Genomic DNA, 16,563 nt, shown 5'->3' with positions numbered 1-16,563 from the left:
CTCAAGGGACACCCCGACGCCGAGGAGCCCCCATGAGCAGCCTCTTACAGCTCTCCCGCGAGCAGCGACCCGTGCCCGGCAGCCCTGTGTCACGGCGACGGCAGGCTGCCGTCGCCGTGACCGGCGCCCTGGTGCTGAGCCTGACCGGCGCCGTTCTGTCGGCACAGCCGGTAGCCGCCGCGCCGCTGAAAGGCGCCGGAACCTGCGCGAACATCGACATGGTCTACCGGCCCCAGTCCGCGTTCCCCGACACCAGCCGGGGGCGTTACGACTTCAGGGCGCAGACGACCACCATCGAGATGGCGGTCCTGTGCCTCGTCAACGCCGAACGGACCGGCATGCAACCGCTGAAGCGGTACATCGGGCTGGGCAAAGGGTCTCTCACGCTCGGCGCCGCCGCGGCCAGGCACGTCGCCGACGCCGTCAACCTGCGCTGGTGGGGGAACGTGGAGCCGGGTAAGAACTGCCGCCCCGTGAAGGGCGACCCCAGTAAGTGCGACCCGCACATCAACCCGCAGACCGGATCCACCCCGCTGAGCCGGGCCCAGGCGGTGGGCTACGGCCGACGCTGCACCTCGTTCGCCGTCGCCGAGAACACGTACGCCGGGTGGGGACGCTCCTCTGTCACGCCGCGGGCGGCCGTCACGTGGTGGATGAACAGCAAGCCGCACCGCGACGCCATCCTCAACCCGGCTTTCACCGAGATGTACGCCAAGGCGGCGTGGGGGAGCGCGGATCCGGCCGCCGGGTCCGTCACCCCGGCCGTGACGTACGTGCAGATGTTCGGGCGCTGTGGCTGACGCCCGTCGTCGCCATGGCACCCGGGACCGGGGCGGCCGGATGGCGGCCGCCCCGGTCCGGTTTCGTCAGCGCAGCGAACTCCAGCAGCGATCCCGGGTCGTCTTATCCAGGGAGAAATCAGGTCGAATGCTCGCCCATGAACGAAGGCGGCCTGATGATCGTCGTACGGCGCGAGGCGGTTGACGCGCGTACGAGAAGGAGGTCGCCGTGATCAGGTGGATCAAGGTCAAGACGATCACTGAGAACGTCGAGCCCGTACAACGGAACGCCCTCGTCCTCTTCGACGGTTTCAGCGGGAGCAGCGACGCCGCCAACCCCAATGGCGACCAGATCGAGTGGGTGCCGGGGACGGACAACGAGCGCCTGGAGTGGCGGACGGCCATGCGGGACTGCCGGAAGGAGATCGCCGCGGCCCTGAACGAGTACAACGCGAGAAGGCGGTCACTGGGTCGGCTCGCTTTCCGTCTGGGCGGGGAGAAGGTGTGGCTCGTACGGCGTCGGAAGCGTGCCGCGGCGCGGATCACGACCGCTGTCGAGAGGTGCCGGCCCGTCCAGGACGAGATCCGGCGTCGGCTGGCGGAGGAGCGGCGGAGGAGGGAGGAGGCTTTCACGGCGGAGGCGGCGCGCGAGGTCTGGCGTTATGTGGTCAAGGCCAAGACCGTGATCGTCTACCGCGACGATGTGTCGCTGGGTGTGCAGTTGCCGAAGTCTCCCTCCATCTCGTCCCCCCGGCCGCTGAACGGATGGGACCTCGCCTCGGCTCTGCGATCCCTGCGGGACAAAGGGATCAGGCGGATCAGCTGGGACACCGCCGCATGTGCCGTGGCGGAACAGGCCTGTGGTGATGTCGCTTTCCAGGTGTGGGCCACGTGGCTGGACATGCCCGGCCATCCCGCTCCTCGAAAGGTGCGTGGGGGCCGGGGCCGCCGCCGCTCCGGTTCCGATTCCCGCGAGCACTCCGGTGAGTGGTACGACACCGGTCGACCGCACGAGTGGATCCTCATCGACTCGTCCGGCGACGATTCCGGTGGCGGGCGCGGCGGGCACGCCGGCGGGGATACCAGCAGGGATTCCGGCGGCCACTCGGGTGGCGGTCACTCCGGTTCCGACGGCGGACATTCGAGCGGCGGATATTCGACCGGCGGCCATTCCAGCCACGGCGGTTGGCATGGCGCGGATTCCGGTGGGGACTACGGCGGCGGTGACTGGTCCTCCGATGGAGGAGGAGGGTACTGAGTCCGCGAGCCGGTCACGCCACGGTGACCTCCAGCAGCGGCAGGACGCGTCCCGGTATGGAGCCGGACGGGGTGCCGCCGATCCGGACGGCGCCCATCGCCAGATAGAACGCCTCGGCGTTCGGGTCCGCGTCGATCGTCAGACGGGTGAAGCCGAGGTCCCGCGCGGTCGCCACAGCATGCTCGTACAGGAGGCGGCCGACGCCCTGCCCGATCGTGTCCGGGGCGACGAAGAGCATGCCCAGCGCGCCCTCCGGCGGCTCGCCCTCCAGCGTGCCGAAGCCGAGGACGCGCCCGTCCCGCTCGGCCACCGTGGCGCGTACGGTCCCGACCCGGGACGCCGAGATGGTGAGCTCGTCCCGGCACGCGGCCATGAACTCCTCGTCGTACCCCCAGTACGCCTTGGAGCGGATCGCCAGCGCGCTCAGCACCTCGGCCTCGTCCGCGCGTGCCGCTCTGACCTGCATGTCCGTCCTCCTCGTCTCCGACCGCTCCGCAGATCCTGGCCACCGGTGCGGGCGGGCGTCAAACGGGATTCCGTACGGCGGGGCCGGGGCGGCCGGTCCGCGCTCCCGAGATTGTCGGAGTCGATCACTATGGTCCGGGCCATGTCGATGACGAGACAGGGGCTGGCGGCCCAGGACCGGCCGGGGGTGACGGCGTGACTCCCTGGCAGGAGGTCGCCGGACGGATCGAGGCGGGGGACGCCGCCGGAACCCTCCGGCTCGTGACCGCGCTCGACGCGTCGGGCAGGAAGACCGTGGCGGCCGAGCTGCCGCGCCACCTGGCCGAGCAGAAACGCGTGCACGCGGGCTGGTGGGAGTGGCGCAGGCAGATCCCGGCCCTGCGGGTGGCGGGAGCAGCGTGCCTGCCCGGTCCCGCCGCGGTGGCGAACTGGCTGTTCCGGCGGGACTTCGGCTGGCGGGACGACCACGTGGCCGACGCCGGGCGCATCCTCGGGCTGCTGCGGCAGCGGCCCGAGCCGTGGCGCGCGGACCTCGCCCGCCGGATGGTGGATCGGCTGCGGGCACCCCAGGTGGGCGCGGAGATCCCACACTGGCGGATCGCGGCGAGCCTGGTCCGCGAGACCGGGATCGAACCGCCCGCGAACGACGCCTTCATGCTCGGCTGGCTGCGCTCCCTCGGGACGGCCGCCCACGGCCTGGAACCCGCTCACCTGGAGCGGATCACCGACGATCCGCTGTTCGCCCGGCTGATGCCGCACGCGTTCGAGGCGGACGGCCTGGGGTCCGCCCTCTTCGGAGCGCAGATCGATGTCATCGTCCGGATGGTCGACGCGGGCATCCTCGACCGGCCGGTGATCCTGGACCGGGTGGTGGGACGGCTGCTGAGCGACGGGCCGTCGGCTCTCCCCACGCTGGCCGAGCTGCACGACCGGCTCGATCCCACCCTCGACGAGGCGGAGGAGCGGGTCACCGACTACGTCCGGATGCTCCCGGTGGCGCCGCTCGTGGTGGCCGAGACGGCGCTGGCGCAGGTCAGGCGGCTGGAGGCGGAAGGCCGCCTGTCCGACGACATGTTCGCCGAAGCCGCGGAGGAGTTGTCGTTCCGGGCCGAGCGGAAGCTCCTCCTCGCGCTCATGGGCTGGATCGGCGACGCCGTACGCCGGGAGCCCTCCCGGGCCGCGTCCGGGCTCGCCGCGCTGTCGGCGATCTTCGGTCAGGACGTCCTGCCCCTTCAGGAGCGTGCGGTGCGGACGGCCCTTGGCCTGGCGGGCCACGCGGGGGAGCGGGAACGGTCCACCGTGCGCGAGGCGGCAGCGGCGCTTCCCGCCGAGCTGCGCGAGAAGATCGCGGCCGAGTACGGCGAGGTCGTGGTGACGCCGATCCGGCCGCCCGTTCCGGTCCTGGTGGTCACCGCGCCCCCGGTTCCGCCGCCGCCGTTCTCGTCGCCCGAGGAACTGGTCCGGGCGATCGGCGCGTTCCGGTGGCCTCTCGGTTCGGAGGAGTTCGAACGGATCCTGGCCGGGCTGGTGGAGTGGGCGGACCGCGAACCGGACACCCTCAGGAGCGCGCTCGACCCGCTGCGAGAGGTGCTCGCCTCCCACGCCTACTGCTACACGCCTTTCGTCGAACACGAGAAGCCGTACGCGCTGCTCTGCCGGGCGGCCCTGATGTTCGCCTCCGTCGAGGACAGCCGGTCACGCGCCCGCACGTCGAAGAGCCGGCCGCACCCCTACGGCGAGCGACCGCACCCGATCGACCAGTTGATCAGGGAGCGCGTGCGGGAGATCGTCACGCTGTTCGAGGCCGGGGAGCGCCGCCCCGTCCTGCTGGCGACGCCCACGTCGGGAACCGGGCACATCGCCCCGGACACGCTGGTCACCCGGATGGAGCTGCTGGAGGCGGCCGGAGTCCCGCCGCTGCCCGCCGACTTCCAGCAGGCCCTTCTCCGGTTGCCCCGTTCCGCCGATCCGGACGTGGTCGCGCGGGCCGCGAGGTTGTCGTCCCCCGCAGGGCGGGAGCTCGCCGCCTGGATCGAGCGGGGCGGCCTGCCGGACCCCGTCGCGTCATGCGAGCTGCGGTACGACCGGCGGTCCCGCGACGGTGCGCCGTACCGCGAGCTGCGCGCCCGGATCGAGCCGCCCGGCGCGGGGCCGTCCGATACGGGGCTGTCCGGTACGGCGCTACCTGACGGGGCGCTGCCGTCCCTGATCGGGGAACTCTTCGCACGGGATCCTGAGGACCGGTGGTTCTATGCGCAGATCCTGGACTGGTGGCCCGCTGTCATGCCCTCCCACCGTGACGTCATGGCGGCGCACATGGCCGAGATCCTCCCCCTGTTCATGGACGAAAGTTACGGGCAGGTCGACGCCCTCACCCGGGTCGTCCACGGGGACGGCCCGGTCGGCGTTGCCACGGCGTACGCGCTGGTCGTCGGTATGGGAAACCGGAATCCGGCCCAGCGGGCCGCGGCCACCGACGCCCTGATCGCGCTGGCCGCGCGCGGCGACGTGCCCACCGCCGAGATCGGCAGGGCGGCCGGCGAGCTGGTTCGCGACGGCTTCGTCAAGCTCAACCGGATCACCTCCGTGCTGGACGACGCCTCCCGGGCCGGCGCGCACGCCGTCGTGTGGGACATCGTCGCCGAGGCGTCGCGGGAGCTGCTGCCGGCGGCCGGAGAGAAGCCGCGGGCGAACGTGGCGGATCTCCTCGCCACCGGCGCCAGGGCGGCCGAGCTCACCGGGGCCCGCGCCGACATCCCCGAACTCGCCGCGGTGGTGGAGCGGGGTGGATCGACCAGGTTCGCCATGGAAGCCCGCCGCCTCCACCGGCAGCTCACCTCGTGAGCCGGGCCGGGCAGCTCACTCGCTGACCGGCTCCGTGTTCCGTGGCGGCCCGCCGCGGAGCCGTACGCCGATCACCGCCCACGTGGCGGCCGTCACCAGCGCGCCCGCCTCTCCGAGGCTGACCATCAGCACGAACGACGCGGGCAGGAGGACCGCCACGGGCCGAGGGAGCACCCCGGCCCGGTAGGCGCCGACCGCGACGAGCACCGTGCCCGCCGCCCACAGCGCGAAGCCGGGCAGGAACAGCGTCTGCGGCACGGGAAGCTCGTCGGCGGCGACCAGCGTGACCGTCGCGGGAATCAGGATCAACGCCTGGCCCAGGCCGTACAGCGCGGCCCCGGCGTCGCCGAGGCGGCCCCAGCCGGGGGCCGTCGCGTGCGCCGCGCGCAGCGTGGTCACGGCGAGCGCACCCGTCGCCAGCGACAGGGCGAAACACGCTTCGATCAGATAGTCGGCGAACGTGGTGAACGGGATGTGCTGCTTCCCGCATACCGTCTGCACGATCCACAGGGCCACCGAGGCGGCCGCGGCGGCGAGCGGGAACGCGTTCCATACATGTGTTCTCGTCATGCCAAGAGGGTCCGCTCGCCCCCATCCCGTACGGCAGTGTCGGCCGTCCCGGCCGGGAGGGACGCGTTCCCGTCAGGTCCGGCCGAGACCCGCGTCGCGTGCGGCCGCGATGGCACCGGCTCGGTCGGGTACGGCGAGCTTGACGAGGATGCCGGAGACCGTGTTCGCGACGGTCTTGGGGCTGACCTGGAGTCGGGCGGCGACGGCCTGGTTGCCGAGCCCCCGGGCGACGAGTTCGAGGATCTCGTATTCACGCTCGGTGAGCTGGGGGAAGGCGCGTTCGGAGGTGCGCGGCGGCGCGTGCAGCAGCGCGATGACCGCCTCGGCGGCTCCAGGGCCGAAGACGGCCTGTCCGAGGGCCGCGCCCCTGACCGCGTTGACGACGTCGTCCTGGGTCGCGGTCTTCAGCAGGTAGCCCCTGGCGCCCGACCGGATGGCGGCGAGCATCGACAGGTCGTCGTCCGACATGGTCAGCATGATCACCATGGGCGCCGCGGGTTGCGCGGACAACCGCCTGGTGGCCTCGATGCCGTCCATGACCGGCATCGAGATGTCCATCAGCACCACGTCGGGTGTGTGCTCGCGGGCCGAGGTCAGCGCCTTCGCGCCGTCCTCCGCGACCGCCACCACGTCGAGGCCGGCGACGGTGGACAACATCGCCCGCAGCCCGTCCCGGAACAGGGGGTGGTCGTCCACGACCATCACGCGGATCGTCATCGTTCCTCACCGAGGGGGATCGAGGCGATCACCGTGGTGCCGGGATCGCCGGAGGCGAACGCGAGCGTACCGCCGAGTTCGGCGACGCGCTCACGCATGGACGTCAGGCCGACTCCGGGTGCCACCCGCGCGGGCAGGCCCGTCCCGTCGTCGGCGACGGTGACGGTGAGCGCCGTTTCGCTGCGGCTCAGCCGTACCGTGCAGCGGCGGGCGGAGGCGTGCCTGATCGCGTTGGTGAGCGCCTCCCTGGCCACCAGGTAGGCGGCGGTCTCGACCGCGGCGCCCAACCCGGAGGTGTCGCAGAGGCCGACCTCGACGGCCACTCCCGAGGCGTGCAACGTCGCCGACGCGTGCTCGATCGCCGGGCCGAGACCGAGCTGGGCGAGCTCCGGCGGGCGCAGGCCGCGCACCAGGCGGCGTACGCTCGTCCCCGCCTCGCCGACCTGGGCCCTGACGTCGGTGAGCAGCGAGCGGGCGCGGTCGGGATCGTCGCGCAGGGCGTTCCCCGCGGCGTCGACGGAGAAGCCGATCCCGGCGAGCACCGGTCCGAGCTCGTCGTGCAGGTCGCGGCTGATCCGCCGCCGCTCCTCCTCGCGGGCCGTGACCAGCAGCACCCGGGACTGCTGGAGGGCCATCTGCCGGTGGGCGGCGGCCAGCGCGGCGCCCGCCTGGAGCGCGAGCCGGCGCAACATCCACGGGCTGCCCTCGGCGACGTCGATCGAGCCGAGCGCCTCCCCCTGGAAGGTGAGCGGGACCGTGAGGGCCGCCCGGTGCGGCCCTCCGCGTTCGACGATCTTCAGCGGGGCCTCCTCAGGGCCGAGAAGCACCCGGACGTACGGCGTGCGCGTCACGTCGGTGACCGCGTCGGCGAGCGCGGCCACGATCTCCTCGGGAGCCGGCGTCGTGGCCAGGCGCTCGGCCAGCCGCGCGACCACCTCGCGGGGGTCGCCGTGCCCGCCGTACAGGATCCGGCCGGTGGTCCGCCCCAGGCCGCGGCGCAGCGGCTCGACCGCCGCCGCCACCGCGGCGGCCGCGACGACGTTCTCGTCCCCCGGGATGGGGGCCAGCGCCGCGAAGACGCCGCTCAGCGCCAGGGCGAGCAGCCCGTACGTCAGGAAGCCGCGCAGCAGCGGCCCAGTCTCGTAGAGGTCGTGCCTGAGCATGGCCATCGCGATGCCCGCCGGCAGCGCGAACGTGCCCACGGTGGTCAGCGGTACGGCCACCGCCTCCGGCAACACGGACTCGGAGAAGGAGCCGAGCGCGAAGGCGGCACCGCCCGAGCAGATCCACAGCAGTTGCAGCCGTCGCTGCCCGCCGGCACGTACGGTCCGCGCGACCAGGCCCGCCATGCAGGAGAGCGTGATGAGGGCGAGCACGCCGATGGCGATCGGAAGGGCCCACACGACCGGCCGCAGCGCCTCGACGGCGTACGGGTTGCGCTCCGGGCCGGGGACGAAGGCGAGCAGGACGGTGAAGGCGGCGATGCCCGTGACGGCGACGGCGGCGACCGGCCGCCAGCGCCTGCCGGGGAGGCGTCCCTCCGGGACGAGCAGCAACAGCACCGTGCCGATGGCCAGCAACGGGGGCGCCCACACCCATCGGGCCAGCCAGCCGATCCAGTCGGCGTACGCGCTGTACCGTTCGGCGGCGTGCGCGACGGCGCCGAGCACGGCCACGAGGCACAGGGGGCCGACGGCGCCGCCCAGCCGCCGGGCCACGAGATAGGCGCCGAGAGGGCAGAAGCTCAGCGCGATGGCCACGTCCTGCGTGGTCGTCCTGGTGAAAGGGCCGCCGGCGACGGCCAGCACGCAGGCCAGGCCGAAGACGCTCCAGGCGAGGCCAGCGCGCACGGAGACTCCTCGGTGAAGGGGGACCGGTCGCCCTCATTGACCCACAACGGATCTCCCGCCGCCACGGGACGAAGTGCCCGGGGGCGGGTGATCCATCAGCCGGGCACGGCCTCCCGCATGAGCGCGACGTAACCCTCTTCGAGTGAGGGCTGGACCGCGACCGCCGCCGGGTCCGGCTTGGTGGCGCTGACCACCCGGTAGTGCGTGCCACCGGCCCGGCCGACCGCCGACACCACCACGCCCGTGGAGGGCGGCGGCCCCTGGGTGACGACCTCCCACGTCGCGCCTTGGGCGCGTTCGACGATGCCGGACACCGGGCCGGTGAAGACGACCGTGCCCTTGGCCATGACGGCGGCCTCCTGGCAGGTCTGCGCCACGTCCTCCACGATGTGGGTGCTCAGCAGGACGGTCCGGTGCCCCGCGATCCCGGCGAGGAGCGTACGGAAGCGGATGCGCTCCTCGGGGTCCAGACCGGCCGTCGGCTCGTCCACGACCACCAGGGCAGGGTCGCCGAGGAGGGCCTGCGCGATGCCGACGCGGCGCCGCATGCCGCCGGAGAACCCCTTGAGCTTGCGCCTGGCGACGTCGGCCAGGCCGACCATGTCGAGCAGTTCGCCGATCTGCCGCCGTCGGGCGGTGTCGTCGTCGAGCCCCTTGAGCAGCCCGATGTAGTCGAGGAACTCGTGGGCCGACAGGTCGGGGTAGAGGCCGAGGTCCTGCGGCAGGTATCCCAACCGCCGCTGTACGGCCAGCCGCCCGGCCCGCGTGGCGAGATCGTTGCCGCCCACGACCACCCGCCCGCTCGTCGGGGGCAGCACGCCGGCCAGGATGCGCATCAGGGTGGTCTTGCCGGCGCCGTTGGTGCCCAGCAGGCCGAACATCCCGCCGGGGACGGTGAGATCGACCCCGCGGAGCGCCTCGACGCGTCCGAACTTCCGGCGCAGCCCGGTGATCGTGATGTCCATGATCTTCCTTTCAGGACGAGGTACGGCGGGTGAGCAGCGGGCCCGCGAGCACGAGCGGCGGCAGGGCGAGCAGGGCGAGCGACGCGATGCTGATCAGGGCGGGCGTCATGCCGGGTTCCGGGCGCAGGAAGGCGGGCCAGCCGGGGGCTCCGGCATAGAGGGCGCGTTCCCCCATGAGCCAGCTCGCCGCGTAGTCCCCGATCGGCGTCACCAGGGTTCCCGTCAGGGAGGGGAGGTAGTTCGGGGCGAGCATGTTGCCCCAGAACCAGTAGCCCACGAACAGCGCGCGGAACAGCGGTGCCGTCAGCACCAGCGGGCAGACGAGGGCGAACGCGGCCACGAACGCGATCCCGGGCAGCAGCACCAGGGCGAACGCGACCACGGCCCAGGCGAACAACGACGCGTCGCCGCGGTTCACGAACTCGCCCGCCGCCGTGACGAGCATCGCGAGCAGGCCGGGGAGCGCCGTGGCCGCGACCGCGCCGAGGTACTTCCCGGCCACCAGCGTGCCCTGCCGGGTCGGCAGGCTGCGGAGCAGCGACGCGGCCCCCAGCCGCTGGTCGCGGACGAGCCGGTCGGCCAGGACCATGCCGAACCCGATCGGCACGATCATGGAGAACAGCAGCGCCCACCCGGCCATCACGTGCGCGGCGGCGGTGCCGTCCGGCAGGTGGCGCGGACCGCGGTCTCCCTGGGCGAGCCCGATGACGGCGGCCAGGCCGGCCGTGCTCAGCCACAGGGAACGCTTGCGTATCTGCATGCGGAACTCGTAACGGCACACGGCCGCGAGACGTGATCTCATACCTCTTCCTCGGTCAGCAGGCGCTCCGGCCTGCGCAGCAGCAGGAGCGCCGCCGTGATCAGCAGGACGCCGGAACCCGCGAGCACCGCCCGGTTCGTCCCCCAGCCCTCGGTGACCCCGACCCGGCTGGTCATGAACAGGAAGAACGGGCGGGTCCACGCGCCGGCGGCGAAGGCCGCGGCGAACAGCTGCTGGGACAGCCACACCACCGCGACCGCCGTCGTCGCCAGTACGACGCTGCGACCCACGACGGCCACCAGCAGGCCCAGCCCGGTCAGCCACAGCAGCGGGGACGCCCACACCAGGAGCGCCGCCAGAGGCGACTCCGGCCCGGACCACGAGCCGGTGAGCCCGAGCACGGCCGAGAAGAGCACCGACAGCGCGGCGCTGAACCCCGCCGCCGTTCCCAGCCTGCGGCCCAGGGTGCCCGCGTAGCCGGTCGGCAGCGCCAGCTGCAGCTCACGGCACCCGTCCCTGCTGATCACCGTCACCGCCGCCGTCGCCGCGGCCAGCGGGACGAGCGCCTCGATCCCCGTCAGCAGCAGTCGGGCGACCATGGGCGGCGGCGTGCCGTACCCCGCTCCCACCGCGGCGAGGGCGAGGGCCGCCAGCAGCGCGGCCACCGGCGCCAGGAACACCGCCCAACCCGCGCGCCGCGCCTCGTGGCGCCACAAAGACATCGGTTTCACAGCAGTGAGTACGGGAGGGGCCGGACAGGTTCACCGGAACCTTCTTCTGCGTCAGAAGGAAGCGCGGATCAGAAACCGGCCCGGCGTACCCGCCCGTGCGAGAGGCGTGGCGCCAGCAGCACTGTCACCCCCACGAGTACGGCGGCGCCCACGACCACCCCGGCGTCCGGCGCCCACAGCGGCTCGACGACCCTCAGCACGTTCCTGTCGATTTCACCGGTCGCGCCGAGCACCCGTACCACCCACAGCGCCATCGCCGCACCCACACCCGCGGACGGTCGCCACAGCACCGACAGCGCGAAGCTCAGCGCCGACAGCGGAACAAGGGGGCCGAACCACGCCGCCGCGAGCCCGAGCATCCCCGCGCCGGGGGCCAGCGGCAGGAGGGCCAGGGTGACGAGGAGGCTGCCCGCGACGGTCGTCCCGAGCACCAGCGTGAGCCGGGCGAGCAGCACCGCCCTCGGCGACGTGGGCGTGGCCGCCACCAGCTCACCGATCGGTTCCCGATCCGATCCGCACGCTCCCGCGACGGCCAGCGCGGCGACCAGCGGGACGACCGTCCCGAGCACCCGTTCCGCGAACCCGGCGGGCCCCAGCGCGGCCAGTGCCGTACCGATCGCGAGGACGGACGCGGACAGCGCCCACACGGGCCAGCCGATCAGGGCACGCTGGCGGGCGAGCACGCCGAGGGCGCGACGGAGCGGCCGCCCGCCGATCTCGGCGGTGAAGCGGGGCACGGCCACCCGCGTGTCCTCGCGTGCGGCGGGATGGCCCAGGCGGCCGAGGATCGCGGCGAAGAGGGCGGGTGCGGGCGCGGGCACCCCGGCGGCGCGTTCCCGTACGGCGGAGCCGACCCGCCGCCATGACTCGACCTCGGCGGCGCACGCCGGGCACGCCTCCAGATGGGCGGACACCGACACGCCCTCGGCGCCGGGGAGCACCCCGGCGGCGTAACCGGCCAGCAGGTCTGTGGGATGGCTCATCGCCCGGCCTCCTCGACCACGACGGGCAGCGCCCTGGCCAGGACGGCCCGGGCGTTGAACAACCGGCTCTTCACGGTGCCGACGGGGACGTCGAGCACCTCCGCGATCTCCGCGTGTGACAGTTCGGCGGCGAAGGCGAGGTCCAGGACCTCGCGGTGGAGCGGGGACAGCGTGTCCAGCGCCGCCCCGACCGCCGCCGTGTCGGCCCTGGCCAGCGCCACGACCTGCGGATCCGGGTCCGAGGCGGGGACGTCCATCGCGTCGTGGAGCGGCAGGGCCGCCGGACGACCGGATACGCGCTTGAGCGCCTGGCGGCGGCAGATACCGAACAACCAGGTGCGTACCAGCGAGCGTCCCTCGAAGGAGCCCGCGCCGCGCCACACGGCCACGAACGTCTCCTGGAGCGCCTCCTCGGCCGGTCCGCGCTCGCCCCCGAGAAGCCCCTGGGCGTAGGCCAGCAGCGCGGGGGCGTGCCGCCTGTAGAGGTGTTCGAAGGCCCGCTCGTCTCCCGCGGCGACGCCTCGCAGCAGCTCCGGGTCGGTGTCGTCCATCCTTCTGGGTACTGTTCCGGACCGGCGGGTTCACCGCAAAACCGGGAAATCTGAGTGGTACGGGTCACAGCGAGAACGGCCGTGCGGAGTCAGCGAACCCCGCGCGGGCGGAACTGGACGCTGATCCGGGCCCCGACCACCCGCGCGGTCTTCGGGATGGCGTGCTCCCAGGTGCGCTGGCAGCTCCCGCCCATCACGATGAGGTCGCCGTGGCCGAGGTCGTGGCGCAGCGTCGGGCCGCCGCCGCGCGGGCGCAGCAGCAGGGCGCGCGGTGTCCCGATCGAGATGATCGCGACCATCGTGTCCTCGGTGGAACCCCGCCCGACGGTGTCGCCGTGCCAGGCCACGCTGTCCCTGCCGTCGCGGTACAGGCACAGCCCGGCGGTGCGGAACGGCTCGCCGAGCTCGTCGGCGTAGTGCGCGTCCAGTGCCTTCCTGGCCTCGTCGAGCGCGGGATCGGGAAGGGGATGGTCCTCGCCGTAGAAGCAGAGCAACCGGGGCACGTCGACGACCCGGTCGTACATCTGCCGCTTCTCGGCATGCCACGGCACGACGTGGACGAGCCGGTCGAACAGCGTGTCGGCGCCGGAGATCCAGCCCGGCCGGACGTCGATCCACGCCCCATGGTCCAGGACCGCGCGCTTCACCGACGCTCCCAGGGGGCCGGGTCCGATCTCGTCGCCGCAGTCCAGCAGCGAGCTCTGGAATATCACCCCACCAGTTTAGTCAAACGCATGTTCGATCATGGGTGGCAATGAAATGATCTATCGGCTAGGTTGTCGATCAACATCACCTGGGGCCCGTAGCGCAGCGGTTGTCGCGCCTCCTTCGACGGGGGAGAGAGGACGCCGGTTCGAATCCGGCCGGGCCCACGCGAGGAGGGGAAATGGGCGGGGATGGGGACGGCGTCGCCGCCCTGCTGCGGCTGATCGACGAGGTGCGTGACCGTCCGCTGGACGACCCCGAACGCGTGCGGGTCGAGCGCGCCGCCCTCGCCCTGGTGCGTGACGGCCAGCGCCGGCGCAAGAGAGCTCGCAGGCGCGACACCATCGCGGCCGACGCCGCCGTGCTCGCCGCGACCGCCATGGGCTCGGCGGAGCGCGTGATAGACGCCCCCGTCGTGGACGATCCCGGGCCAGGTGGACGGCTTCGCCGCATGCGCAGGTGCTACGTCTGCAAGGGCGGGTTCTTCCAGGTGGACGGCTTCTATCACCTGCTCTGCCCCCCGTGCGCCACGCTCAACAAGGCCCGCCGTACGGCCCGCGCCGATCTCACCGGACGGCGGGCGCTGGTCACCGGTGGACGCGCCAAGATCGGCCATCACGTCGCGCTGAAGCTGCTCGGAGACGGCGCCCACGTCACGGTGACCACCCGCTTCCCCCGCGACGCGGCCCGGCGTTTCGCCGAGACCGGGGACTGGTCGGACCGCCTCCGGATCGTCGGGATCGACCTGCGCGACCCCCGCCAGGTCATCAGCCTCACCGACCACCTCCTCGCGGCGGGCGAGCCGCTGGACATCCTGATCAACAATGCCGCCCAGACGCTCCGCCGCCCTCCCGCGGCGTACGCGGCACTGACGGACGGCGAGCGGCGCGGGCTCCCGGCGGGAGCGTGGGCGGCGCCGGGGTTCACACCGGTCGACGATGCCCTTCCGGCCGCGCGGGGGTCGGACCCGGGCCTCCCGGATGTGTCCGGCCTCCTCCCCGACCTCTCGGCGGGCAACTCGTGGTCGGCGCGGATCGGCGAGGTGGACGCCGCCGAGTTGCTGGAGGTCCAGCTCGTCAACGTGGTGGCGCCGTTCCTGCTGATCGACCGGTTGCTGCCGCTGCTGCGCGCGACGCCGTTTCCGCGCCGCTACGTCGTCAACGTGTCGGCGGTCGAAGGGCAGTTCACCGTCGCCAACAAGACCGGACGTCACCCGCACACCAACATGGCCAAGGCCGGGCTCAACATGCTGACCCGCACCAGCGCCGCCGACCTCGCGAAGGAGGGGATCTACCTGTGCAGCGTGGATACGGGGTGGATCACCGACGAGAACCCCGTGCCGATGCGTGACCTGCTGGACCGGAGGACCCCGCTCGACGTGATCGACGGGGCGGCACGCGTCTACGACCCGATCCTGCGCGGTGAATCCGGTGATCCGGTGCACGGGGTCTTCCTCAAGGACTACGCGGAGGCGCCATGGTGACGCCCGGCGACTTCGGCCCGGAGCGCACGCCGGACAAACTCCGATTCCGTGCCATCGTCGACGTGCACGTGCTCCTCGTCCGCGACGGCTCCGTACTGCTCGGGCGCCGGGCCGGTACCGGCTACGGCGACGGCATGTGGCACCTGCCGAGCGGCCACCTGGAGGCGGGGGAGTCGGTCGTCGACGCGGCGGTGCGCGAGGCGGCCGAGGAGATCGGCGTGACGATCCGGCCGGACGACCTGGCCTTCGCCCACGTCATGCACCGGGCGCCCGACCGGGTCGGGCTGTTCTTCATGGCCGCCGCATGGGATCCCGAGCCGTACAACGCGGAGCCGGACAAGTGCTCGGAGATCGCCTGGTGGCCGCTCGACGCCCTCCCCGCCGACATGATCGCCTATCCGGCGGACGCCATACGGGCCATCGTGGCGGGGAAGCCATTCGCGCTGCACGCCTGGGACGGCCCGGCCGATCCACCGGTCACGTGAGAGCAGGTCCCGTGAGGGCACCCTGATCCGTCGCGGCTTTCTCTGTGGCGGTGCGGGCGCCGACGATCCGCGCGGCGAGGACGTGCTTGCACGGACCGCGTGACCCCCGGTGATCGAACCACCAGGCGCAGGTGCACGAGCCGTCGCTCAGCCGTACCCGTCGGATCTCGCCGTTCGAGGTCACCTCGGCGGTGTCCCCGGACACCCGCACGGCACCGGACTCGACCAGGTCCCGGGCGGAGACGAGCCGCGGGTTGAGCGCGCGCACGTGGTCGCGGTCATAGGGCAGCTCACGGTGGAAGTGGGCCGCCTCGGCCAGGTCGTAGCCCACGCGCCCGGCGACGCCGAGCTGGGTCAGCGCGGCCTTCACCCGTGCCGGAGGCAGACCCGACCGCTCGGCGAGCAACCCCACTTCGACGATGGGCTCGAAGTTGAGCAGCATGCCGATCACGTCCGCGTCCCCGGCGGCCTCCTCCGTGGCCAGGTCGGAGAGCACGGCCCCCTCCCCGGAGAAACCACGCCACGCCTCGGGCGAGATCGCCAGGGTGTAGCGCATGCCGGGCAGCTCCAGCTCCCACGCGCTCGCGGCGACCTCTGAGCCGGACATCGTCCGGGACCCGGCCGTCACGGCCGGGCCGTACGCACGCAGGGACGTGGCGAAGCGGAGCAGCGGCAGCATCGTGGCGAGCCGGTGCGGACCCGCCAGGCAGACCGCGCCGGGGGCGGGAGCGCTCGTGAGTCGCAGCTCCCGTCCCGCCGGGACCGCCCACACGGTGGTGTTCGCCTTCTTCGGCAGGCCCCGCAGGAACCGTACGGCGTGCGGCCCGGCCAGCTCGGCGCGCAGATCGAAACCCGAGGCGATGACCTGGACCTCGGCGAAGCCGCGCAACCACCGCTCGGGCAGGGGCACCTTCTTCTCCACGACGGCGCCGTCGAGCGTGGTGACGGTCAGCTCGTCATGGCCGACCCCGAGATGCAGCGGGTCGCGGGCGCCCACCCGGGCCAGCGCCTCCCGGAGGGGGAGGTTGACGTCGACGTTGGTCGTGCCCCGATCGACGACCTCCCCGTCCAGCGCGGGAGCCAGCATGTCGAGCCGGGCGTACACGCCTCCGCACGCGGAGAACGACTCGAACCTGAGCCGGTCGCCGTCACACGTCACCACAGGGTCGCGGGTCCACCCGGGACGCGGCTGGTGATACCGGGTCAGCGCCACGTCGGCCACGGCGAGCAGGCCGCCTGCGGCGGGCGCCGCCTGGGTGATCACCCCGCTGAAGAACCGGGGGTGCTCAAGCAGACCCCGGGTGGTCCTGCCTCCGGACGTCGACAACCCCAGGTGGCCCTCGGTGAGCATGGAGGGTCCGGCGTAGGAATACGCCTGCACGGCATTCGTCATGGCGGTGACAGTAGAGATCGCCTA

The 16,563-nt window shown here is 72.9% G+C and carries 16 protein-coding genes and 1 pseudogene; 6 read left to right on the top strand and 11 right to left on the bottom strand.

Annotation, left to right across the window (positions count from 1 at the left end; translation table 11 throughout):
* The first annotated feature begins 32 nt into the window (after positions 1–32).
* Together AB0I59_RS31570 and AB0I59_RS31565 are read left to right on the top strand one after the other, a co-directional pair.
* The gene (locus tag AB0I59_RS31570; RefSeq protein ID WP_061258777.1) at positions 33–800 is read left to right on the top strand and encodes a CAP domain-containing protein; all 768 of its coding nucleotides are present in this window, start codon (positions 33–35) and stop codon (positions 798–800) included.
* Between the two features lie 208 nt (positions 801–1,008).
* Entirely contained in the window at positions 1,009–2,037 is a 1,029-nt protein-coding gene (locus AB0I59_RS31565; RefSeq protein ID WP_358138653.1) for a hypothetical protein, read from the top strand.
* A 13-nt stretch (positions 2,038–2,050) separates the two neighbouring features.
* Here AB0I59_RS31565 and AB0I59_RS31560 read toward each other — a convergent pair whose 3' ends face one another.
* Positions 2,051–2,503, bottom strand: coding sequence for a GNAT family N-acetyltransferase (locus tag AB0I59_RS31560; RefSeq protein WP_358138651.1), 453 nt, complete (start codon positions 2,501–2,503; stop codon positions 2,051–2,053).
* Positions 2,504–2,697: 194 nt separating this feature from the next.
* Between AB0I59_RS31560 and AB0I59_RS31555 the strand changes: the two genes are divergently transcribed.
* Positions 2,698–5,346, top strand: a complete 2,649-nt coding sequence (locus AB0I59_RS31555) for a DUF7824 domain-containing protein (RefSeq protein ID WP_358138649.1) — start codon at positions 2,698–2,700, stop codon at positions 5,344–5,346.
* A 15-nt stretch (positions 5,347–5,361) separates the two neighbouring features.
* On the opposite strand, the gene AB0I59_RS31550 is transcribed toward AB0I59_RS31555, so the two are convergent.
* From AB0I59_RS31550 to AB0I59_RS31510, 9 genes are all read right to left on the bottom strand, one after another.
* Entirely contained in the window at positions 5,362–5,916 is a 555-nt protein-coding gene (locus AB0I59_RS31550) for a hypothetical protein (RefSeq protein ID WP_061258773.1), read from the bottom strand.
* A 72-nt stretch (positions 5,917–5,988) separates the two neighbouring features.
* The gene (locus tag AB0I59_RS31545) at positions 5,989–6,633 is read right to left on the bottom strand and encodes a response regulator (RefSeq protein ID WP_228645738.1); all 645 of its coding nucleotides are present in this window, start codon (positions 6,631–6,633) and stop codon (positions 5,989–5,991) included.
* Complete coding sequence (locus AB0I59_RS31540) at positions 6,630–8,483, bottom strand: sensor histidine kinase (RefSeq protein WP_358138646.1); 1,854 nt, start codon at positions 8,481–8,483, stop codon at positions 6,630–6,632. The genes AB0I59_RS31545 and AB0I59_RS31540 overlap by 4 nt, the downstream gene beginning before the upstream one ends.
* Positions 8,484–8,578: 95 nt before the next feature.
* Complete coding sequence (locus tag AB0I59_RS31535) at positions 8,579–9,448, bottom strand: ABC transporter ATP-binding protein (protein WP_358138644.1); 870 nt, start codon at positions 9,446–9,448, stop codon at positions 8,579–8,581.
* 10 nt (positions 9,449–9,458) lie between these two features.
* Complete coding sequence (locus AB0I59_RS31530) at positions 9,459–10,250, bottom strand: ABC transporter permease (protein WP_358138642.1); 792 nt, start codon at positions 10,248–10,250, stop codon at positions 9,459–9,461.
* Positions 10,247–10,930 (bottom strand): hypothetical protein, encoded by a 684-nt coding sequence (locus AB0I59_RS31525; RefSeq protein WP_358138640.1) that lies wholly within the window; start codon positions 10,928–10,930, stop codon positions 10,247–10,249. The genes AB0I59_RS31530 and AB0I59_RS31525 overlap by 4 nt, the downstream gene beginning before the upstream one ends.
* Before the next feature lie 77 nt (positions 10,931–11,007).
* Positions 11,008–11,922 (bottom strand): zf-HC2 domain-containing protein, encoded by a 915-nt coding sequence (locus tag AB0I59_RS31520; RefSeq protein WP_358138638.1) that lies wholly within the window; start codon positions 11,920–11,922, stop codon positions 11,008–11,010.
* On the bottom strand, positions 11,919–12,473 hold the full coding sequence (locus AB0I59_RS31515) for an RNA polymerase sigma factor (protein WP_358138636.1): 555 nt from the start codon (positions 12,471–12,473) through the stop codon (positions 11,919–11,921). Before AB0I59_RS31515 ends, AB0I59_RS31520 begins: the two co-directional genes overlap by 4 nt.
* Before the next feature lie 89 nt (positions 12,474–12,562).
* Complete coding sequence (locus AB0I59_RS31510; protein WP_358138634.1) at positions 12,563–13,186, bottom strand: alpha-ketoglutarate-dependent dioxygenase AlkB; 624 nt, start codon at positions 13,184–13,186, stop codon at positions 12,563–12,565.
* 83 nt (positions 13,187–13,269) lie between these two features.
* On the opposite strand from AB0I59_RS31510, the pseudogene AB0I59_RS31505 reads away from it, so the two are divergent.
* From AB0I59_RS31505 to AB0I59_RS31495, 3 genes and pseudogenes are all read left to right on the top strand, one after another.
* Positions 13,270–13,345: pseudogene (locus tag AB0I59_RS31505) on the top strand.
* Positions 13,346–13,359: 14 nt separating this feature from the next.
* Positions 13,360–14,661, top strand: a complete 1,302-nt coding sequence (locus AB0I59_RS31500; RefSeq protein ID WP_358138632.1) for an SDR family NAD(P)-dependent oxidoreductase — start codon at positions 13,360–13,362, stop codon at positions 14,659–14,661.
* The gene (locus AB0I59_RS31495; RefSeq protein WP_358138630.1) at positions 14,655–15,146 is read left to right on the top strand and encodes an NUDIX hydrolase; all 492 of its coding nucleotides are present in this window, start codon (positions 14,655–14,657) and stop codon (positions 15,144–15,146) included. The genes AB0I59_RS31500 and AB0I59_RS31495 overlap by 7 nt, the downstream gene beginning before the upstream one ends.
* Here the strand turns inward: AB0I59_RS31495 and AB0I59_RS31490 are convergent.
* Positions 15,139–16,539: an SWIM zinc finger family protein gene (locus AB0I59_RS31490; RefSeq protein ID WP_358138628.1), complete on the bottom strand. Its 1,401-nt coding sequence runs from the start codon at positions 16,537–16,539 to the stop codon at positions 15,139–15,141. The two genes, AB0I59_RS31495 and AB0I59_RS31490, sit on opposite strands and share 8 nt — an antisense overlap.
* Positions 16,540–16,563: the final 24 nt, after the last annotated feature.

The sequence above is a fragment of the Microtetraspora glauca genome, assembly GCF_040656155.1.
In the GTDB taxonomy this organism is placed as follows: Bacteria; Actinomycetota; Actinomycetes; order Streptosporangiales; family Streptosporangiaceae; genus Microtetraspora; species Microtetraspora glauca.
This window is presented reverse-complemented; position numbering and strand designations above follow the sequence as displayed.